Below are 21,219 nucleotides of genomic sequence, written 5' to 3'. Positions count from 1 at the left end.
TAGTTTTTTAAAAAGTCTAATAAATATAAATTTATTATTAGATTTTTGATAAAGTTATTGTAATTATCTTTTTAAGATAATTACAAAATTATTCTATAAAGCCACTAGCTATGACTTTATCATTATCATAAAATACAGCCATTTGTCCACTTGCTAAACCATAAACTGGTTCGTGTAAAATTATATTAGCACTTTTATCATCATTGATAATTACTTTACAAGGTGTTGATTTAGAACGATAACGAATTTTTACTGCACAATCAAGCTCTTTAGCTTCTATAAAAAGATTAATATTTTTTAGATTAAAATTACTAACTTTAAGCTCTTCTTTTGTGCCTACTATTATCTGATTTTCTTTTGGTTTTATTTTTAAAACAAAATGAGGTTCATGTGCTCCGCGTACTTCAAATCCTCTTCTTTTTCCTATGGTATAGTGCATATAGCCTTCGTGTTTTCCTATAACTTTCCCGCTACTATTTAAAACTTCTCCTGGTATTTTTGTATCCATAAATTGATCTAAAACTTTAATATAAGTATCTTCAACAAAACAAATTTCAGAACTTTCTTTTTGGGTTGCAAATGATTTTAATTCTTCTATGGTAGAAGCAAAAGCTTTAACATCTTCTTTTTTCATTTCTCCAAGAGGAAATATAAGATATTTTAGAGCCCCTTTATCAGCATTAGCTAAAAAATAACTTTGATCTTTACTTTCATCAAAAGCTACTTTAATATATCCATTTTCAATTCTTGCATAATGTCCCGTAGCAAGTTTTTCACAACCTAAGCTTTTGGCAAATTCTAAAAGTTTTCCAAGTTTAATAAAACGATTACATAAAGCACAAGGATTAGGTGTTTTTCCTTCTTTATAAGTATTAACAAATGGCATATAGACTTTATTTTTAAAATCCTCTTGTAAATCTAAAATATGATAAGGAATATTTAAAAAATTTGCCACTTTTTGAACTTTTTTGATATTATCTTCGTGATAATTTGGTTTTCCATGAAGCTTCATATAGCATCCTATTACTTCATGACCTAAATTTTTAAGTTTATAAGCAGTTACTGAGCTATCTACTCCTCCACTCATTGCGACTAGAATTTTCATAATTGTTCCTTTAAAGTTTGAATGATAAAATCTAAGTCGTCAGTGATTTTATACTTTAACTCATCTCCTTTTGTAATAAGATTACATTCAAGCAAAGAATTTCTGACGAATTCATCAAAGCTTTGCCAAAAATCTTTCCCAAATAAAATAATAGGAACATCTTTTTTAAAACCGAGTTGTTTTAATGTAATTATTTCACATAATTCATCTAAGGTTCCAAAGCCGCCTGGAAAGATCACAAAAGCTAGACTCTTTTGAATAAGAGCCATTTTGCGTATGGCTAAGCTCTTAAAAGTGATATTATACTCTATAAAATCATTAAGTTTTTGTTCAAAGGGTAAGAAAATATTAAAACCTACAGATTGTATAGGAATTTTATTATTTTTATTTTTAAAAGCACCCTCGTTGGCTGCTTTCATAATTCCTCCGCCTCCACCACTAATAACACAAAAATCATTTTCAGCACACTTTTGTGCTAATTCTTTGGCTTTTTTATAATAAATATTATCCTCTTTCAATCTTGCTGAACCAAAAAAAGTTACAGCTTTTTGAAAATTAGGGATATTTTCAAATTTTTCAATATCAAGTTTTACATTTTTCATTTAAGTTGTTCTAATCTTTCTTTTTTGCTTCCTATTTCAGTTACTTGAACTCCAAAATTTCCATCAACTATAACAACTTCTCCATAGGCAATTCTTTTTTCTCCAATTAAAATTTCTAAAGGATCATTAGCCAATTGATTAAGCTCTACAACAGAACCTATATCCATAGTTAAAACATCTTTTAAAAGCATTTTTTTATTACCTATACGCACACGTACTGGAAGTCTTACATCCATAATAAGATTAATATTTCTAAGTTCTTCGCTTAGTGCGATTTTTTTATCGTTGTCTTTAGAATTTTCTACACTATCGGTACTATCATCTTCTTTTTTCGTGAGTAAATTATAAAAGCTTTTATCCATTACTAAAGAGATTTGTTCGTTTAAATCTTCTATTTTTACATCATAAAGATAAACTTTAATAAAATCTTTAAGTTCTGGCTGATCAGAATTAAATTTACAAGAATTAAAATTAAATTCTAATTTCGGAATTTCTTTTTGTGCTCCTAAGCTTGTAGAGAAAGCCGAAATAATATTTTGTATAGCTTCTTTAGCTGCATCCATTTCATCATCACCGAGTTGATCATTTTTGGTGATTTCTTCTTCCCCCATCATCCATTCACCAATTGCACTCATTAAAACAGCACTAGCTAGAATTCCTATTTTACCTGTTGGGTTCATATTAAAATCTACATATACTAAAGGAGGTTTTAGAGTATCTTGAGTTGAAATATCAAATTCTTTATATTCGCTAAATTCTGCGCTTTTTCCTGTTAAACCTTCTATTGTGCTTATACATTCATTTGTAAATAGTTTTAAAAATTCATCAATCATATTTCTTCTTCCTCTTCCTGAGTTTCTTCTTGATCATAAACATTAGCTTTTGCTTTTCTTTCTTCTTCATATTTTTCGAGAATCTCTTTAATTTCATCTTTGTCGGTTCTGATAAGTTCTAAAATTTTAATTGATTTTCTAAAACGATGCAAACCAATTTGTGCTAAAAAAACTTCTTTTTTATCAATGCAAACTATTGCTTTATCATCTGCCTCTCTATCAAGGCGTAAAATATCTCCTTGATTAAGCTCTAAAAATTCATGCACACTAATTAATGTTTTTCCTAAAATAGCTTCATAAACAACTTCAGCACGACCAATAAGAGTTTTTAATTCTTTATTGCGAGATTTTTTAGCTGAGGTTTCTCCCATCATAATATCACGATTTGCCAAACGAGAAAGAATAGATTCTAAATGCACAACTGGATAGCAAATATTTACCATACCACTTGAGTTTCCTATAATAATCTCCATTACAACCATAATAACAATTTCATTTTGAGAAACTATTTGAACTACATTCGGGCTAGATTCTTTTGCTTCGATACTAGGATAAATTTCAGTAACACTTGCCCAACTTTCTTTGAGTCTTTGCATAATAATACGCAAAATAGAATCCAATAAATTAAGCTCTATATCTGTAAGCTCACGTGAAGCTTCGTAGCTATCTCCTTGACCACCCAAGAGTCTATCGATCATTGGAAAAGCAATACTTGGATTAATTTCTAAAACGCAATTACCATCTAAAGGTTTAATAGAAAAAACATTAAAGCTTGTTGGACTTGGTAAAGACATTAAAAATTCACCATAAGTCATTTGATCAACGGAGTGAAGTTTAGTTTCTACTATACTTCTCATCATAGATGAAATTTGAGAAGCAAGATTTCTTGCTAATTTATCATGAATACCCTTAATTGTTCTTAATTGTTCCTTAGAAACTCTATTAGGCCTTTTAAAGTCATAAACGACTATATTTCTTTCTTCTTTATCTTCTTTATTATTAGAAGATACTGGAGTATCCGTATTATCATCTACAACTTCAAGTAGAGCATCAATTTCTTCTTGAGAAAGTATTTCAGCCATTAAGCAAGCCTTTCTCTTATTTTTTTAAGAAGTTTTTTGTGAATTTGAGAAATTCTACTTTCGCTAATTTGTAAAATTTCACTTATTTCTTTAAGATTGAGCTCTTCATAATAGTAAAGTTGAATTATTAACTGATCGCGTTCTTTTAAACCTTCTAAAATTTCATTAATTTTTTCTAAAAGTTCATCTTTTTCAATTTTTTCTAAAGTATTATCTTCATTATAAAGTTCAATTTGTTCATCTAAAGGAAGGGTATAGCTTATTGCATGAGCAGTTCTTACTTCTCTAACTTTTTCTATATCAAGATCTAATTTTTTAGCCAAGTATTCATCATCAGGCTCACTTTCGTATTCTTGATAGTATTCATCTATGAGATTATCAATACTCTTAATAATCTTTCTATTATTACGACTCATTACATCTAAGCTTCTTAAATAATCAAGCATAGATCCATTTACTCTTTTTCTTGCAAAACCCCAAAAATTATCATTTTGTTCTTTATTATATCTGCGTGAAAGTTTAATCATTTCTTCAACACCGGTGCTAATTAAATCATTAACATCTATGCTTGAAGGGAGTTTTTCTTTGAGTTTAAAAGCCATAGCACGTAAAGCAGGCATATAAGCTACAACAAGATCATCTTGTTCTTTTTTAATTATTTGCTCATAAGCTTTAGGCGGCTTTTTTAGCATTTTTACGTCTTTCCTTTGGATCATTCTTTTTAAGACTTTCTCTTTCCTGATTAAGTTTTTCTAAAATTATATCCATTTTTTTCTCGCGAATAATTAAATCATTGATAATATTATTGCTGGTTTTTTCATAATCATTTTTATTAAAAATACGACCGCTAATTTTTTTAATATCAATAAAATTCATTATAGCAATATGTGCAAAAATATAAAAAGCAAAAGTAATAAAGCATGTAAATAAAATAATATCAAAAGCTTCATCTACACTAATAACACTAAATGAAAGTCCTATAAAAAAACCACAAACAGTAAAAAATGCTACGTAATTTTCAGTTCTCATATTTTCTCTTTTGTTAAAATCTTTCTATAATTTTTCTAAAGAAATTTGAAAAACTTCTATTTGAGACATTGTTAAGCACTTTTTGTTCCAATCTATATAAAAGCTTTGAAGCAAGAGCTTTAAGCTCATCACTTGAGTTTGTATTATCATCAGTAAATAAAGTTCTTTTTTTGATACTTGAACTTATATCCTTACTATTTGATAAAAATCCTAAAAATTCTAATTTTAAAGGATTTTTTATATTTGCATCAGCAACTTTTTTAATATTTTCAAAGACTTTTAATCCCTCATTTTCATTTTTAACCATATTAAAAATCATTAATAAGTTTTCTTTAGTTTTAGAGGTGGTTTTAATAGTTGCATAAGCATCAGTAATTGCTGCTGGATCGGGAACAGTTACAATTATAACTTCATCTGACATTTCTAAAAAATTTAAAATATTACCTCCAATTCCTGCTCCTGTATCAATAATCAAAAAATCAAGCTCATCTAAAATACTTGTTTGATTTAAAAATCTTTCATAAATATTTTTATCATTATATTTTAATATTTCATCCCCGCTTTCTCCAGGTATAAGCCATAAATTTGGTTTTACTTCTATTAAAATATCTTCTAAGGAACATTCGCCTTTTAAAACATGCAAAAGATTTTTTTGAATACGTATATTTAAAATTACATCTAAATTTGCTAAGCCTATATCTGCATCAAAAAGACCTACTTTATAGTTATTAGAAGCTAAAACATTTGCTAAATTAGCACTTATTGTACTTTTACCTACTCCGCCTTTTCCGCTTGTAATTGAAATAAAATGTGTATTTTTGGATTTTCTTTTTCCATTTTCATTCATTAAATTTTTTAATTTATTAGCTTGATTATTCACTTGCTTTTCCTTTAAATCCTTCTAAAATACAACGCACTAAAAAGTCGCTATTTGCAACTTCTAAATCATCAGGAACTTCTTGACCTATAGAAAAAAAACTAAGAGGAATATTTGTTTCATAAATTAAAGAAAAAATATTACCAAAAACCTTTGTTTCATCAAATTTTGTAATAATAAGTGTATCGATATTTAAAAAAGAAAAATTTTTATAAATTTCGATCAAATCTTCATGTTTTGTATTAGCTGAAATTACCAAATTCACATCAATTTGTGCATTAGAATGAGATAAAAATTCTTTGGTTTTTGCTAACTTATTTTGATCATATTGAGAATTTCCTATGGTATCAACTAAAATCACTTCGCAATTATTTAGGCTTTTAATAGCTTCATCCAAATCTTTTGGTTCTATGCTATCAATAATAGGCAATTTCATCATTTTTGCATATTGAAATAATTGTTCCACGGCTCCAATTCTATAAGTATCTAAAGTAATAATTCCGGTTTTATAGCGTTTATCTCCATAAGCATAGCGAAAAGCAAGCTTCGCTAAAGTTGTGGTTTTTCCAACTCCTGTTGGGCCTACTAACATCATAATTTTTTGTTTTTTAATTTCACTTTCTACACGACAAGGCAAAATACTGCGTAAAAGTGAATAAAAATATTTTTGCACAGCTTCTTTATTGGTTTTCATAGCTGTTGGCATATTTTCAATAGTTGCTTTCATAATAGCTTCTAAATGTTCTTCTTTCATACCGCTTTCTTTAGCTTGTTTATAAATACTGGCAAATTCTGGCGGTATAACAAGATTTTTTCTTGCTTCAGCTTTATCATCCCACATCATATCAACAAGCAAATTCATTTTATCATTAAGTTTATTGATTTGCTTTTCAAATGATTCTATTTTTTTATTGTAATTTGGAGTCACCTCATAGTTTGGTAAAGGTGTATTAGTTACTTTTGAAATTTCACTGCTAACTTCTGATAATTTTTCTTTAATATTTTCAAGATTATTTTTTGGAAATTTTTCTTTTATAGGTTGAGTTTTTAGATTGGATGAAAAATCCAAAACTACATCTTCATCTTCTAACTTCTTTGAAATTTTTGATTGTTCTATTTTTTGATTTTGATAAGAATTAGTTTGTTGAGTTTGTTTATTTGGTAAAGTTTTACCCATTTTTTTAAGATGTTCTTCATAGTCTGATTCTTCTATGGCTACCATTACCTCATAAATCCCTTTGCGATTAATGGTTTTTGGCCTTATTTGTTTATTGGTTATAATTAAAGCTTTATCTCCATAGTCTTGCTTGACTTTAGGTATAATTTCTTCAGTATCTTCAACGGTAAAGGTATGGATAAGTTGTCCCATTAATTTTTCCTTTATAATAAGCCCATAGGCAAAATCACACTTATTCTATCTTTTACTCCAATATGAGGAACCTCACACCAAGAATCTTTTCTTACTTTTTGTGAAAAATATAAAAGATCAAGGTCTAAAGTTCTTGGAGCATTTTTAAAAGTTCTTTTTCGTTTAAATTTTAACTCATAATAAAGTAAAATTTTTAAAAGAGCTCTCGCGTGCAAATTAGTTGCAATAATCATTATAGCATTTGTAAAATCTTTTTGCTCTGTAAATCCAAATGCTTTATTAATTAAAAAAGGAGAGGTAGCTAAAATCTTAATTCTTTTATCATCTAGAAGTTTTCTAAAAAAAATATCAAAACGTTTTTTTTCAGGTTCTATATTGCTTCCAAGACCTATAAAAGCATAATATTTTTGTTTAATTACCCCTTTATTACAATAAGGAAAAAAGCGACTTTTTTCAAAGCGCATTGCTCCATTAATTTTTAACATTTTGTTGGTTTTGTTGCTCTTTAATTTTTTGAATTTGATCACAAATTTGTAAAACACCCATTAAGGCAAGATGATATCCAAAAGGTCCAAAACCTACTATACTTCCTGAACAAACAGGACTTAAAAGGCTTTTTTGTCTAAATTCTTCTCTGCGATAAATATTAGAAATATGAACTTCTATAGTTGGTAAGCCAACTCCAGCAATTGCATCTCGAATCGCAATAGAAGTATGAGAGTATGCTGCAGCATTTATAATAATGCCATCAAATATACCTAAACACTCTTGAATTTTATCTACAATTTCACCTTCAAAATTGCTTTGAAAAAAATCAAGCTCAACATTATTTTGAGAAGCAGCAATTTTCATTTGCTCATGAATTTCATCCATTTTCATTAAGCCATAAACTCCAACTTCTCTAAGACCTAACATATTGATATTTGGTCCTTGAATTACCATTATTTTCATAGTTTAAACCTTAAAAGTTAAATTCTTTAATTTAATATTATAACATTTTAAAATAAATTTTTGTTACAATTATAATTTTGAAAGGAAAGTATGAAAATAATTTATAGTGATAAAATATTTTTATGCAATGAAAAATTCAGTATTTTAGAAAAAAAAGCTTTGGCTTTTAATGAACAAATTATTGCTATAGATTCTTTAGAAACCTTGCAAAAAAAATATCCTAAAGCAGAACTCATAAAGTCTCACAAACATACTCTTTTGCTTCCTTCTTTTATCAATCCTCATACTCATTTAGAATTTAGTGCAAATTCTTATACTTTACATTTTGGAGAATTTTTAATTTGGTTAAAAAGTGTTATTAATTCAAGAGACGAACTTAGCAAAGAAGCTAAAAATAATTTGATTTTAGAAAAGCTAAATTGGATGCGTAAAACAGGGACAGCGACTATAGGCGAAATTTCAAGTTTTGGAAGCGATTTAAAACCTTGCGTTAAAGCAAGTGAAGAAGGAATGCGTATAATATTTTTTAATGAGATTTTAGGTGTTAGCGAAAGTCAAATTCCTAATAAAAAAGAAGATTTTTTAAAAAGATTTCAAGATGCATTAAAATATAAAAGCGAGTTATTTATTCCAGCAATTTCAATCCATTCTGCTTATTCTACCCACCCAAAGCTTGCTAAATTTGCTCTTGATTTGGCAAAGAAGCAAAATTTACTTGTTAGCACTCATTTATTAGAAAGCAAGGTTGAAAATTTTTGGTTAAGATTTGCAAAAGGGAAATTTAAAAACTATTTAAAAAATTTTACTTCCAATCCAGCACTATTTTATAATGTGGATAATTTTTTAAAACTTTTTAAAGATGTAAGAACGCTTTTTACTCATTGTGTTTATTTAAAAGAATGGAAAAATTTGGATATAAATTTGCATTCTATAACACATTGTGCTTTTTCAAATCGTCTTTTAAGCACAAGGAGTTTAAATTTAAAACAAGCTTTAAAAAGTGGTTTAAATATTCATCTTGGTACAGATGGATTAAGTTCAAATATCTCTTTATCTATGCTAGATGAAATGCGTGCTAATTTACTTATACATAAAGATTTTAATCTTTTAGAATTGGCAAAAAAACTTATTTTAATGGCAACGCTTTATCCAGCCAAAGCTTTAAATTTAGATCTAGGCGAAATTAAGGTCGGAAAAAGTGCCGATTTTAGTCTTTTTGAAATTAGAGAATGTGAAAATTCACAATTACCTTTGCAATTTATTCTTAATGCAAAATATGTTGAAAAATTATTTATCAAAGGAAGAGAATGCAAATTTTAAAATGTTTTTTTAATTTTTTTGGAAATGTTATTAAATTTATCAATACCTATTTTAAAACTTTTGTTTTTTTGTTTATTATTCTTTTAATTCTTATGCCAAATTCTACTTCAAAATCAAGTTTTGCAAATTTAGAACGTATTGATTTAAAAGGAGAAATTTTTGATAGTTCAAAGGTTTTAGAAAGGATTATCAATGCAAAAAATAACGACAATATAAAAGGAGTACTTTTTGTTATAGATTCTCCAGGTGGATCTTTTGCGCCAAGTATGGAGCTTGCTTTAGCTATTAAAAATTTAAAAGAGAAAAAACCTGTAATTGTTTATGCAAGCGGAACTATGGCAAGTGGAAGTTATTTAGCAGGAGCAAGTGCAAATAAAATTTTAGCTAATCCTGCAAGTTTTATAGGTTCAATTGGTGTTATCATGCAAGGAATAGATATAAGTGAGTTAGCAAATACGCTTGGCATTAAAGAGCAAAGTTTGCAAGCTGGAGAATTTAAAAGTGCTGGAACTTTTACTAGGGCTTGGACTGTTGAAGAAAAAAAATATTTACAAAATTTAATCAATCAAAGTTATGATCTTTTTACAGGTTTTGTGGCAAAAGAGCGTGATTTAAATCTTGATAAAAAAGATGCTTGGGCTAATGCAAGGGTATTTTTAGCTAAAGAAGCAAAAGATTTAAAGCTTATTGATGAACTTAGTGATTATGAGAGTGCTAAAAAAGAGCTAGAACATTTAGCAGGGATTAAAAATCCTATTTGGAAAGAAGAGGATAAATTAGATAAATTTTTAGAAAAATTAAGTGTTGAAAGTTCAAGTTTTATAAGTAAGACTTTAAGTAATACTCTAAAAGGTATAAATTTAAATACCTTTTAGACCAGTTTATCTATAAGTTTTATTTGATTAAAATCTTTGTTTAAATTTAAGCTTAAATTTTGCAAAGATTTTTCTTGTAATTTTTCAAATTCTTTAGGGTTTTGCATTTTTAATTTTTCTTGCTCAGCTGCATTTAATGCATTTAAACCTTTTTCTTGTGCTTTTTTGAGTAAATCTTCTTTATTGTCATTTGTTTTGATTTTATCCTTTTGTTCTTCTTTATTTATTTTTTGAGGGTCTATTCTATCGGTAACTTTTTGAGTTCCATTTAAACTTTCTCTAAGTTCGCTTAATAATTCTTTATTGCTTTTAGATTTTTCCTCTCCAAGTTCTATTTTTCCATCTTTATCAACATCTTTATCAATTAAAAAATTAAGCTTTTGTGTGATTGAAGCATTATCATTTATAACATCTCCTTTATTTTTACCAAGACTTTGTAAGCTTTGGTTTATGGTAGGAGTATCTTTTTTAAAAAACATTGTAGTATTATTTTGATAAAAGCTAGAATTTATTTTTTCATTACTAAGATTAAGAGCAGAGTTAAACCAAGAAGCAACGAAATTTTGAGCTTCGGCATTTAATCTTATACTACCATCTTCTTTTGTTATATAATTTGTATAAGATCTGAAATTTTCTTGCAAACTTTTAAAATTTTCTTGACTTAAATTAATAGCTATTAAATTTTTATTTTTGTCTTCAAAAATCACTTTTATCCCATCCATTTTTTCGCTTGAAATTTGCAAAGGAGTGGTATTTTCATTTTTTAATTTAACAAGCTCTTTTTTTTCTATATGCAGGTCTTGATAACTTAATAAAGTGTTTTGAGAATCAATCCTAGTAAACATAAATCTTCCTAAAAATTTATTTGCATTTAGCAAATAAATTAAGACGACACATTCGTCTTTGATGATTGTTTAATAAAGAATTACATTTTTCAAGTTTTGTTTCAAAATCGGAGCATTTTTTAGATATATTTGTTTCAATATTTTTAAATTCTGCATTTAAAAAAACTACGCTTAAAACGGCTAAAACTAATAATTTTTTCATTTTTGCTCCTTTTAAGTTTATAGCTTTATTCTATATCGATTAAACTTAACTATTTTTTAACTTTTCTTCTAAAAAATATTTTATTTTTTCTTGAGAATAATTTTGCAAAATATAAATTTGTTTATTAAGAAGTAAAAGATTAATAAGATTCATAGTTAAGAGTAAAAAACCTAAAAGTATTAAAAAACAATTAAGCATATTAAAATGATTTAAAATTGCAAGTATGATAAAAAATATATTTAAAAAACATAAAAAGGCAAAATTTAACAAATGAATTTTTTTTGCTTTTTTAAAATTGTTATAATTATTTGAATAATTATTAAAAAGTATGATTTTTTTCCCAAGATTTGAGATTATAATTTCATCATTTTCTTTAAAAATATCAGGGTTTTTATCACTATAAATAAAACTTTCATCATAAGAATTTAATTTATCTTTTTTAGCTTTGATCTTATAAAAAAAGTTTTCTTTTTTTTCTAAAATAATTTCTTTTATTGTTAAAACCCTTAAATCTGTTTTTGCATATAAAAAAGTATCAAAGCTCATAAATGCCATAGCTATCTTCTCCTAAATTAGCTTTAAAAAGTGGGTTTAAATTTAAAGATATTTTGATGTTTTCTTTATCATTTAGTGTTGAGCTTTGGAAGATTAAAAACATATCTATTTCATCTTTAAAGGTCTTTAAAAAACTTTCTCCGCCCTCATACATTATAAATTTTGTTTCTTTTGGAATATGTGTATAAATTTTGCGATTTAAAACTTTAAATAAAGGGATATTTTTATCAAATTCTTCTAAATTTTTATGAGTTTTTATGCAAATATTAGGAGCTTTACCTTTGCAAAGTCTTGCATCAAGTATGGGTTTATCCACTCTTATGGTATTGCCACCAACTACAAGAAGATCAATTACGGATCTTATTTTATGAGCATAAGTGCGACTTAATTCATTGCTTACTATTTTACCATAGGGTGAGCCATTCATAGAAAGAGCAAGTTTAAAAAGTTTAAATTGTTCTTTTTGCCATTTTAAAAAAGGTTTTAAAAGTTTTTTACCTTCTTCTTCTAAAATTCCAAACTCAACCTCAACACCTTGTTTTTTTAAATACAGAGCCCCATTACTTGCTATTTTATTTTCATCTTTAACACTTATAAAAACTTTTTTAAATTTAAGTTCGCTAAAAAGTTTAGCACAAGGAGGTGTTTTTCCTTGATGAGAACAAGGTTCAAGTGTTACAAAAGCTATACTATCTTTAAAAATTCCTTGATGATTTTTACAAATAAATTCGTGTAAAGCATTAGGCTCTTTTGGTAAAGAAATTTCAGGTTTTAATCTTTTAAATGCTTCGCTGATAGCATTTAACTCTGCGTGATTACATCCTGCTTTTTCGTGAGCTTTAATGCTTAAAATTTTTTCATTTTTATCTAAAATAACACAACCTACAGCTGGATTTGGGTAAGTTAAAAATTGATATTTCCAAGCTTCATTTAGAGCCAATTGCATATAAAAATTTTTCATTTTTTTAAAGCTTCTTTATCAATAACTTCAGCAAGCATTTTTGGCATTTGTTCTAATATAAAATTATAACTTTGTTCTTCATTATAAGAATCTAGTGAAAGCTTTAGTTTGATTTTTTTGCTACTTACTATTTTTCCTGTAATGGCATTAATAATTTTAAAATTAATAAGGGCATTAGCACTTCTTGTTTTTGTTATAAAAAAATTTGTTGTATTGATATAAAATTCATTCAAATTAATTACGATTAAAAAATCTGTAATTTGTGAGTAGATTTTGTTTTTATCTTTTTCATATTTTAAAAAATCAGAAATATTTAAAATATGGAATTTATTATCTATACTAAACAAATCAAGATATTTTTTATTTTGATATATTCCATTGGCTTTAGAATTTATAAAGCAAAGTTTTGAATTTAAGAAAAAATTTTTCATAAATAAAGAAGAAAATTTATCAGCTTTAATATAAATTTGATTTAAGGCTAGGCCAAAATGAGGTTTAAAACCTACAAGTATAGCAAAATCAGTTTTTAAATCTTTAAGATTATTTTCTTCTTTGTTTATTTTTGAACTATTAAAAAGAGCTTCTTGTTTATCAATATCTATTAAATTGTTTTGTTTTAAATCAATGATTTCAAATGAATCTTCATTTGATTTCATATTTAAAATTTTTTTCTGTGAAAAATCATTGGATAGTAAAATATTAAATAAAAAGAGAATTAAAAATAAAATTTTCATTTTTATCCTTATAAAAAATCTTTTAAGAATTTTTTATCTGAAAGTGCTATAAAAGGTAAAGCTTTATAACTTTCTTGATTGTAATTTAATAATTTTAAATTCAAATCCCCCATAAAGCCACCCATTTGATTGATTAAAAAATCTCCTGCTGCTATATCCCATATACTTAAACTTTCATTTCTTTTATATACACCAGCTCTTCCTTCTAAAATAGCACAAAATTTAAGTCCAGAGCCTATATTTAAAGCTTTTAAATTATATTTTTTTGCAAAATCTTCATCTTCTTTACTGAGATGATTTACGCTTAAAAGAGCGGTGTTTTTATTTTGGTTTATTAAATCCTCATCTTTTTTTAAAATTGTATTATTCTTATAAACAGGAGTATGTAAATGAGCATAAAAAACAGTATTAGTACTAGGACTTTGAATAAGAGCTAAAATAGGTCTTTGTTCTTTTATAAGAGAGATCATAACGCAAAACTCATCTGAATTTTTTAAAAATCCACTTGTGCCATCTAAGGGATCAATAAGCCAAAAATATTCTAAATTTTTTCTTTCTTCATATTTTAAAATTTTTTCTTCTGAAAAAATTTTAAAATTGGTTTGCGAGAGTTTTTGTGTAATGATATCATTAGAAACCATATCTGCTGTTGAAACTAGGCTTTTATCTTCTTTTTTCCAAATTTCTACAGAATCTCTAGTTTGCATTATGGCTTTAGATGCTAAAGTGGCAGCTTCAAGTGCTAAATTTAAATATTGATCTAAATTCATTAACCCTCCTTTTTTATGTTTGATACAATTTTTATTAAACTTAAAACTATAATAACCTCAAATAAAGCTGTTAAAATTAAAGCCGCATATAAATTCGAAGAAATAATTTTAGCATTAAAAGATAAAGTTGCTGCAGCAATGAGCAAGGTTAAGGGCATAGAGTGACTTAGGCCAAATAAAATTGAGTTTTTAAAGCCAATATCTTTTAAAAAAATCATAGAACAAAGTATTCTTAAACACATCATTAGAAGCATTAGTGAGAAAGAATAGAGTATAATTTTATATTCTAAAAGTATTTTGATATCAAAAGTTGATCCTATATAGATAAAAAATACAGGAATTAAAAATCCATAGCCAAAACTTGAAAGTTTGTGTTCTAAATCTTTTTTATGGTTAAAGAAAGTTGCCATAAAAGAACCAGCTATAAAAGCTCCAAGTGCAACTTCTAATTTTGTAATAATCATTGCTATAATGATTAAAATGAAAATAGCAATACAAAATCTTATATCTTTTTCGTTTTTATCTTCTTCGGGCATTAAAATAGTTTTTAATCCTGGATACCACCAAAATAAAATACCAAGAATTTTAAAACTTAATAAACAAAGACCTAAAAAGATATTAAGGTATAAAATGCTTTGTCCTACACTAATAATGCTTGTATCTTCTCTTAAAAAAGCTCCTGCAATAGTAATTAAAACTATACTAATTACTTCAGCTAAAGTGGCTACGATCATAGCTGTATTAAGCCAATAGCAATTTTTGCCAAAATCTTTAAAAAGTATAGATAAAAGACCAACACTCATTATAGGTATGATTAAAATAAATACAAAATGAAGCTTAAAAATCCATACAATTAAAGAAGCTAGAGAATAAAGTAAAAATATATAATAAAGACTTTGTTTAACAAGTTTTTTTTCCATATTGAAAAAATCTCTTAAATTTACCTCCATGCCTGCAATAAACATTAAATAAAAAAAACCAATATTAGCCAAAAGTTTAAAATTTTCACTTTCTTCTATAAAATTAAAATAAGCTACAATAGAGCCTAAAATAATTTCAGTTGCAGAAATAGGCAAACGTAAAGATTTAGCAATATAAGGAGAAAGGAACAAACAACAAGCTATTGTTGTAAGAATTTTTAAATCAATTAAATCTTGATGCTCAATGACATTCTGAAGCAAAACTAAATCCCATTTGTTTAAGTTTTTCAATATCTTTAGAGGCTACTTCTCCTTTTGTAGTAAGATAATCCCCTATAACAATAGAAGAAGCTCCTGCTTCAAAAATTTCATATTGTCTTTCTTTTAAGATAAACTCGCGTCCTCCTGCTACCATAATAACAGAATCTTTTAAAGCAGTTTTTGTATCGCGTATTATTTTTAAAGCTTCATCTGCACTTAGCTTAGGAACTTTTAAATTTAAATTTTCATTAGAAATAAAAAAATTAATAGGAGTTGAAAAAGGTTTTAATTCTTGTAAAGATTTTCTAAAACTTATTCTATCTTCTTCACTCTCACCCATTCCATAAATTCCTCCGCAACAAAGCATTAATCCTGCTTCTTTGGCATTAAGATTTGTTTTAAATCTACTCTCCCAAGTATGAGTGGTGCAAATTTTTGGAAAAAATTCTTTAGAAGTTTCAAGATTATGATTATAGGAGAAAATTCCTGCTTTTTTAAGTTCTTTAAGTTGTTCTATATCTGCCATTCCATTGCAAGCTATAAGAAGTAGATTAGGAACTTCTTTTTTAATTGTATGTGCAGCTTTACAAACATATTCTAGTTTTTCATCATCAAGTCCAAGTCCAGCAGTTACTAAGCAAAAACCTAAAGCTTGATTTTTTTTAGCTATTTTAGCTTCTAAAACAATTTGTTCTATATCTTTTCTTTTATATTTTAAAATATTTGTTTTAACAAAAGAGCTTTGAGTGCAGTATTTACAATCTTCACTACACCCTCCACTTGCTATATTGCATATAGCACAAAGCATAATTTGCATTGCTTCTCCTATTGGGTAATTAAAATCACATTCTAACAAAAAAGCCTTAATTTTAATAAATTTATCTTTTTTGATATTTTAGATTTAAGATATTTTTAACATTGTATTAATTATTAAAATAACAAATTTTAATGAAATTCATTGATATCATTTTTATATTTTTTTGTAAAAAAAGCTATTCTTCTTTTACAACTTCTTTTTAAGCGGATAAAAAAAATCATTAATAGCATTTTTATTTTAATTTTTAATGGCATTTTTACACTTTTTAAAATTTTTTTCCAAGCAGATGCATTTCCTATAAAACCGTTATAAGAATCATTGATTATATAATTTATAATACACAAATTTTCATCAATTTTAAACTCATTTATATAAATTTCATTTTCGTTTAAATTTCATTTGAATCAATATTTATAAAATAATACTTTTTATTATTCCCCCCGCTGTTTATTTTTAAAAGAAGAGGGATTTTTATTAAAAATTTTTTCATTTTCTCAAGTTCAAACTGACCACAGTGTATAAAAGTAATATTTTTGGCTAAAAATAATTTTTGTTTAATTTTATTCCAACGATAAATACTTTGTTCATTAACTCTTTTGCTTTGAATTTTTAAATCTTCATTGGTAAAGAAGCGATGAATAGATAAAATGTTATATTTAGTATCTTTAACATGAATTGGCTCATCTACTTTATTGCTTTTTTGGGAATGTTTGACTACTTCATAATTTAAGAAAAAATCTTTAAAATCATTGCAAAATAAATCATAAATTATATCTAAAATCCCCGCTTACTATCCAATCAAGCGGAGAAGAAAGTGATCTTAAATGATTTTTTCTTAAATGATGTGCAGTGCGACAAGCAGAACCTAAGCTTAAAATGATATCAGTTTTAATAATACTTATTTTTGAAATTTTTTGTATTTTAATCCTTTTAAACTTTAATTTTGCATTGTTTTTATATTTTAATTTATAAAATTCTATAAAAATGGATAATTTATTATTTCCATTTTTATAGCAAGACTAATCTTTAATTTCTTGTTTTGTTTTGCATTTAGGGCATTCTAAAAAAGTGCCTTTTTTAAGTTCTTTAATCACTAAAATTTCATTACATTCTTTGCATTTTTCTTCACTTGGTTTATATTTACTTATAAAGTTGCATTTTGGATAGGTACTACAACCATAAAATTTTCCACGTTTTGAAAAACGTTCTACAAGTTCTCCTTTTTTACAACTTGGGCAAATTATACCTGTTGAGTTTATTTTGGTTTTTGTAGGGTTTTGTTCTTCATTTTTATTTTCATTTTTTAAATTTCTTGAGTATTTGCATTTTGGAAAATTTAAGCACGCTATAAATTCGCCAAAACGCCCTTTTCTTATAACAAGTTCACCACCACAATCAGGACATATTTCGCCTAATTTTGTTATAGTTTTTTGACTAACAATTTTTGTTTTTCCTTCTTCTATTTTTCTTATAAAAGGATAATAAAATTCTTTTAAAGTTTCTTGCCAATTAGCTTTATTTTCAGCAATTTCATCAAGTGTGTTTTCAAGATTTGAAGTAAATTTACTATCTACTATATCACTAAAGTTTTTTTCAAGCATTTCAGTAACTACAAAGGCTGTTTCGCTAGGAATTAATTGTTTTTTATCAATCTTTACATAATCACGACTTGTAAGTATAGAAATAGTAGGAGCATAAGTAGAAGGGCGTCCTATACCTAAACTTTCAAGTTTTTTTACAAGTCCTGCCTCAGAATACCTTGAAGGAGGTTCTGTAAAATGGGAATTCATTTCTAAATTTTGTATTTTTAAATTTTCACCAATTTTAAGATCAGGTAAAATTTTATCTTTATCCATATCTCCATATACTTTATAATATCCATCAAATAGTATTTTCCTACCACTTATTTTAAATACAGCTCTATCATTTTTTATAAAAACATTTTGAATTCCAGAGATAGCAGGATTCATCTGAGAGGCTAAAAAACGATTATAAATTAAAGCATAAAGTTTTAATTCATCTTTATCTAAAAATTTAGTTGCTATTTCTGGAGTAAAGTCTAAATTTGTAGGTCTTATTGCTTCGTGTGCTTCTTGTGCTCCTTTAGATTTTGTTGTATAAATATTAGCTTTGTTTGGTAAGTATTTTTCTCCAAAATTATTTTTAATAAATTCTCTTGCATTTTGCACCGCTTCTTTGGCTAAATTTAAACTATCTGTTCTCATATAAGTGATTACACCCATTGTGCCTTGGTGTGTATTTACACCTTCATAAAGTTTTTGAGCTATCATCATGGTTTTTTTAGGATTAAATCCTAAACGATTACTAGCACTTTGTTGTAAAGTTGAGGTCATAAAAGGTGGTGGCGGAGATATTTTTCTTTCTTTGCTTTCTATTTCATTTATAAAATAATTATCATTTTTACAAGCTTCAAAAATAAGTTTAGCACGATCTTTATTGGTAATAGTAAGTTTTTCTATTTTTCCTTTATCAAATTCAATAAGTTCTGCTTCTAAGTCTTTTTTAAAAATCATATCGATACTAAAATATTCTAAAGGAATAAAAGCACGAATTTCTTTTTCTCTATCTACTATGATCTTTAAAGCTGCACTTTGAACACGTCCAGCGCTCAAGCCTTTTTGAATTTTTTGTCCTAAAAGAGGACTTAATTTATAACCTACAATGCGATCAAGTAAGCGTCTGGTTTGTTGTGCATTGACTGAGTTCATATTGAGTTTTCTTGGATGTTTTAAAGCATGATCAATAGCACTTTTTGTAATTTCGTGAAATACAATACGAGGAAGTTTTTCTTCATCTTTTCCTATAGCTTTTGCTATATGATAAGCTATAGCTTCACCTTCTCTATCTTCATCCGTTGCAAGAAAGATTTCTTTAGCATTTTTAGCTTTTTCTTTTAATTCTTTTACTAAAGAACTATGATCACTTGTAATTTTATATTCAGGAATGAAATTATCATTTTCTATTTTGATTCCAAAGCTTGTTTTTGGTAAATCTCTGATGTGACCTTTAGAGGCTATAACTTCATAATCTTTTCCTAAGAAATTTCCTATGGTTTTTGCTTTAGCTGGAGATTCGACTATGATTAGGTTTTTTTTCATTCTTTGCCTTTTGTAAAATAAAATGTTTAATTTAGCTAAAAAAAATTAAATTTAACTTACATTAAATGTGCATCTTTGACATAAAGTTTCTAGATATTTTCCTTCTTTAAAGCCTTGTTTAATTTTTTTTGATTTTTGAGAATTAATAATGCTTGTAAAAGATTTTTCAAAGATATTTCCAAGGTTAATACAAGCTTTAGCATCTAAACAGCAAGGCACAACTACGCCATTGCTTAAAATTCCAATTTGCTTAATGAGCCCATAACAAGTTCCTTTAGTATTTATAATTTCATCTTCTAAACTAGGCCATTTAAATGATTTTTTTTGATGCAATATTATATGTCTTGCAAGACGATTTTTTGCTAGTTTAGGATCTATTTTAGTATTAAAATATGAGTTTAAAAATTGATAAAATTCTAAATTTTCTTTAGGAAAATTAAAATTTTCATCTAAATTCCAAAGCCTAAGATTAATAAAACTTTTAGCATTTTGCTTAAGATGTTCTTTAAAAAAAGTTAAAATTGGTTCAAAATAATCTTTTAGGCTTAATTTATTTTGACTTAAAAAGGCTGTGATTGAAATATTGATTTGGTAAATATTAGAATATTTTAAAAGTAAATTTTGATTTTTAGTATTAAAGTAAAAACCACTTGTTGTAAGCTCTAATTTCATATTTTTTTCATAAGCTATTTGAATATATTTTTCAAGATTAGATAAAAGTAAAGGATCGCCTAGCAAATGAAAAGTAAAAAGTTCTGCTTTATTTGAAATTTCTTCAACTAAAGCTTTAAAATTTGATAATTTCATAATTCCTCTTATGTTTTTCATCGAAGGACAAAATTCACATTTTAAACCACAAATATCGCTAAGTTCTATATAAATTTTTTTAAATTTCATTATTGTCCAATTTAAATTTTTAAAATAATTTTATATTATAATAAATTAAAACCAAACACTAAGTTATAATAGATTTTTAACTTTTTTCAAGGCTTTTAAGGAAAGAATTGAAATGGGTATATTGTCTAATTCTTTAAAACTTTTAAATTCATAGCTTTTATCTTCTTTATCTAAAATTTGATGATAAACTTTAACATTAATTTTGAATTTGGTATAGCCGTGTTTAAAATCAGCTATTGGTTTCATATTTTCATTTAAATTAAATTCATCATCCTTAAAAAAGGGAAAATTATATAAACCTTTATAAAGTTTTTTAGAGCTTTTTTGGATGCTAAATTTCTTTTGAAATTCAAATAAAACAAGATTTAAATTTAAATTTTCATATGATATTTTTTTAACTTTTGGATAAAGTTCTGTATTAAATTTTCCTAGACAAAACTCATAAATTGGACAAATTCCACATTTTGGATTTTTAGGCAAACAAATCAAAGCTCCTATATCAAGTAAAGCTTGATTATGATCAAAAGCATTGTTTAAATTTAAAATTTTTTCAGCTTTGAGTTCTAATTCTTTCATATTAGGACTTTCTAAAGCAAATAGTCTGCATAAAACACGTTTTATATTGCCGTCAACAAAACTTACTTTTTCATCATATCCAAAGCAAGCAATAGCTCCAGCCGTATAAGCTCCTATACCGCTTAAACTTTTTAAATCTTTAATATTTTTTGGCAAAGAACCATTAAATTTTTGCATACAAGCCATAGCTGCTTTTTTTAAATTTCTAGCTCTAGAATAATACCCAAGTCCTTGCCATGCTTTTAAAAGTTTATCTTCATCTGCATTTGCAATGCTAATTAAATTTGGAAATTTTTCTAAAAAAGGAAAATAAAATTTTTCTAAAACAGATTTTACTTGAGTTTGCTGAAGCATAATTTCACTGATATATACCCCATAAGAGCGTTCAATATGGTAAAGTCTTTTATCACATAAAGAGCTTTGTAAATTTCTCCAAGGTAGCTCTTTTCTGCCATTTTTTTCATACCAAATAAGAAGATTGTTTTGTAATTTAGTTAGGGTTTGTTTTTGCATAAAAAG

Annotated in this window: 23 protein-coding genes; 2 read left to right on the top strand and 21 right to left on the bottom strand. The window is 26.3% G+C overall.

The genetic code is table 11. The features are described 5' to 3' along the window. Nucleotides 1-88: 88 nt before the first annotated feature. From mnmA to aroQ, 10 genes are read right to left on the bottom strand one after another with little or no spacing between them, the layout of a single operon-like run. On the bottom strand, nt 89-1,105 hold the full coding sequence (gene mnmA / locus JG676_RS00555; RefSeq protein ID WP_200217003.1) for a tRNA 2-thiouridine(34) synthase MnmA: 1,017 nt from the start codon (nt 1,103-1,105) through the stop codon (nt 89-91). Beyond that, nucleotides 1,102-1,707 (bottom strand): TIGR00730 family Rossman fold protein, encoded by a 606-nt coding sequence (locus JG676_RS00550; protein WP_200217002.1) that lies wholly within the window; start codon nt 1,705-1,707, stop codon nt 1,102-1,104. Before JG676_RS00550 ends, mnmA begins: the two co-directional genes overlap by 4 nt. After that, a complete protein-coding gene (gene fliY / locus JG676_RS00545; protein WP_200169204.1) occupies nt 1,704-2,540 on the bottom strand; it encodes a flagellar motor switch protein FliY in 837 nt (278 codons plus the stop codon). The genes JG676_RS00550 and fliY overlap by 4 nt, the downstream gene beginning before the upstream one ends. Next, nucleotides 2,537-3,622: a flagellar motor switch protein FliM gene (gene fliM / locus JG676_RS00540; RefSeq protein WP_200169205.1), complete on the bottom strand. Its 1,086-nt coding sequence runs from the start codon at nt 3,620-3,622 to the stop codon at nt 2,537-2,539. The genes fliY and fliM overlap by 4 nt, the downstream gene beginning before the upstream one ends. Then, nucleotides 3,622-4,314 carry an RNA polymerase sigma factor FliA gene (locus tag JG676_RS00535; protein ID WP_200169206.1) on the bottom strand — a complete coding sequence of 231 codons (693 nt, stop codon included), beginning with the start codon at nt 4,312-4,314 and terminating at the stop codon, nt 3,622-3,624. The genes fliM and JG676_RS00535 overlap by 1 nt, the downstream gene beginning before the upstream one ends. Next, the gene (locus JG676_RS00530) at nt 4,295-4,651 is read right to left on the bottom strand and encodes a hypothetical protein (RefSeq protein ID WP_200169207.1); all 357 of its coding nucleotides are present in this window, start codon (nt 4,649-4,651) and stop codon (nt 4,295-4,297) included. Before JG676_RS00530 ends, JG676_RS00535 begins: the two co-directional genes overlap by 20 nt. A 13-nt stretch (nt 4,652-4,664) precedes the next feature. Beyond that, nucleotides 4,665-5,531 (bottom strand): flagella biosynthesis ATPase FlhG, encoded by an 867-nt coding sequence (gene flhG / locus JG676_RS00525; RefSeq protein WP_200217001.1) that lies wholly within the window; start codon nt 5,529-5,531, stop codon nt 4,665-4,667. Then, nucleotides 5,524-6,897, bottom strand: coding sequence for a flagellar biosynthesis protein FlhF (gene flhF / locus JG676_RS00520; protein WP_200217000.1), 1,374 nt, complete (start codon nt 6,895-6,897; stop codon nt 5,524-5,526). Before flhF ends, flhG begins: the two co-directional genes overlap by 8 nt. An 11-nt stretch (nt 6,898-6,908) precedes the next feature. Next, nucleotides 6,909-7,382, bottom strand: coding sequence for a 2-amino-4-hydroxy-6-hydroxymethyldihydropteridine diphosphokinase (folK, locus tag JG676_RS00515; protein WP_200169210.1), 474 nt, complete (start codon nt 7,380-7,382; stop codon nt 6,909-6,911). After that, nucleotides 7,369-7,848, bottom strand: a complete 480-nt coding sequence (aroQ, locus tag JG676_RS00510) for a type II 3-dehydroquinate dehydratase (protein ID WP_200216999.1) — start codon at nt 7,846-7,848, stop codon at nt 7,369-7,371. The genes folK and aroQ overlap by 14 nt, the downstream gene beginning before the upstream one ends. 90 nt (nt 7,849-7,938) lie before the next feature. On the opposite strand from aroQ, the gene JG676_RS00505 reads away from it, so the two are divergent. Next, the gene (locus tag JG676_RS00505; protein ID WP_200216998.1) at nt 7,939-9,168 is read left to right on the top strand and encodes a metal-dependent hydrolase; all 1,230 of its coding nucleotides are present in this window, start codon (nt 7,939-7,941) and stop codon (nt 9,166-9,168) included. Continuing rightward, entirely contained in the window at nt 9,156-10,043 is an 888-nt protein-coding gene (gene sppA, locus JG676_RS00500; RefSeq protein WP_200216997.1) for a signal peptide peptidase SppA, read from the top strand. The genes JG676_RS00505 and sppA overlap by 13 nt, the downstream gene beginning before the upstream one ends. Here sppA and JG676_RS00495 read toward each other — a convergent pair. From JG676_RS00495 to mutY, 11 genes are all read right to left on the bottom strand, one after another. Continuing rightward, nucleotides 10,040-10,888: a hypothetical protein gene (locus JG676_RS00495; RefSeq protein WP_200216996.1), complete on the bottom strand. Its 849-nt coding sequence runs from the start codon at nt 10,886-10,888 to the stop codon at nt 10,040-10,042. The genes sppA and JG676_RS00495 overlap by 4 nt on opposite strands. Before the next feature lie 16 nt (nt 10,889-10,904). Then, a complete protein-coding gene (locus JG676_RS00490; protein WP_200217052.1) occupies nt 10,905-11,090 on the bottom strand; it encodes a hypothetical protein in 186 nt (61 codons plus the stop codon). A gap of 45 nt (nt 11,091-11,135) precedes the next feature. Then, complete coding sequence (locus JG676_RS00485; protein WP_200216995.1) at nt 11,136-11,645, bottom strand: hypothetical protein; 510 nt, start codon at nt 11,643-11,645, stop codon at nt 11,136-11,138. Then, nucleotides 11,626-12,606 carry a bifunctional diaminohydroxyphosphoribosylaminopyrimidine deaminase/5-amino-6-(5-phosphoribosylamino)uracil reductase RibD gene (ribD, locus tag JG676_RS00480; RefSeq protein ID WP_200169216.1) on the bottom strand — a complete coding sequence of 327 codons (981 nt, stop codon included), beginning with the start codon at nt 12,604-12,606 and terminating at the stop codon, nt 11,626-11,628. Before ribD ends, JG676_RS00485 begins: the two co-directional genes overlap by 20 nt. Further along, a complete protein-coding gene (locus JG676_RS00475) occupies nt 12,603-13,340 on the bottom strand; it encodes a hypothetical protein (protein WP_200169217.1) in 738 nt (245 codons plus the stop codon). The genes ribD and JG676_RS00475 overlap by 4 nt, the downstream gene beginning before the upstream one ends. An 8-nt stretch (nt 13,341-13,348) precedes the next feature. Then, a complete protein-coding gene (locus JG676_RS00470) occupies nt 13,349-14,110 on the bottom strand; it encodes a 3'(2'),5'-bisphosphate nucleotidase CysQ (RefSeq protein WP_200169218.1) in 762 nt (253 codons plus the stop codon). Beyond that, a complete protein-coding gene (locus JG676_RS00465; RefSeq protein ID WP_200217047.1) occupies nt 14,110-15,291 on the bottom strand; it encodes a cation:proton antiporter in 1,182 nt (393 codons plus the stop codon). The genes JG676_RS00470 and JG676_RS00465 overlap by 1 nt, the downstream gene beginning before the upstream one ends. Next, nucleotides 15,272-16,108 (bottom strand): biotin synthase, encoded by an 837-nt coding sequence (locus JG676_RS00460; RefSeq protein ID WP_200216994.1) that lies wholly within the window; start codon nt 16,106-16,108, stop codon nt 15,272-15,274. Before JG676_RS00460 ends, JG676_RS00465 begins: the two co-directional genes overlap by 20 nt. 1,019 nt (nt 16,109-17,127) lie before the next feature. After that, entirely contained in the window at nt 17,128-19,227 is a 2,100-nt protein-coding gene (gene topA, locus JG676_RS00450) for a type I DNA topoisomerase (protein WP_200216993.1), read from the bottom strand. Nucleotides 19,228-19,278: 51 nt separating this feature from the next. Further along, nucleotides 19,279-20,124, bottom strand: coding sequence for a radical SAM/SPASM domain-containing protein (locus tag JG676_RS00445; RefSeq protein WP_200216992.1), 846 nt, complete (start codon nt 20,122-20,124; stop codon nt 19,279-19,281). 63 nt (nt 20,125-20,187) lie between these two features. Continuing rightward, nucleotides 20,188-21,213 (bottom strand): A/G-specific adenine glycosylase, encoded by a 1,026-nt coding sequence (gene mutY / locus JG676_RS00440; RefSeq protein ID WP_200216991.1) that lies wholly within the window; start codon nt 21,211-21,213, stop codon nt 20,188-20,190. Nucleotides 21,214-21,219 lie beyond the last annotated feature (6 nt).

The organism is Campylobacter sp. 2018MI34 (assembly GCF_016598975.1).
Taxonomy (GTDB): Bacteria; Campylobacterota; Campylobacteria; order Campylobacterales; family Campylobacteraceae; genus Campylobacter_D.
Note: the sequence above shows the minus strand (reverse complement) of the source record. Positions and strands in the feature narration are given on the sequence as shown.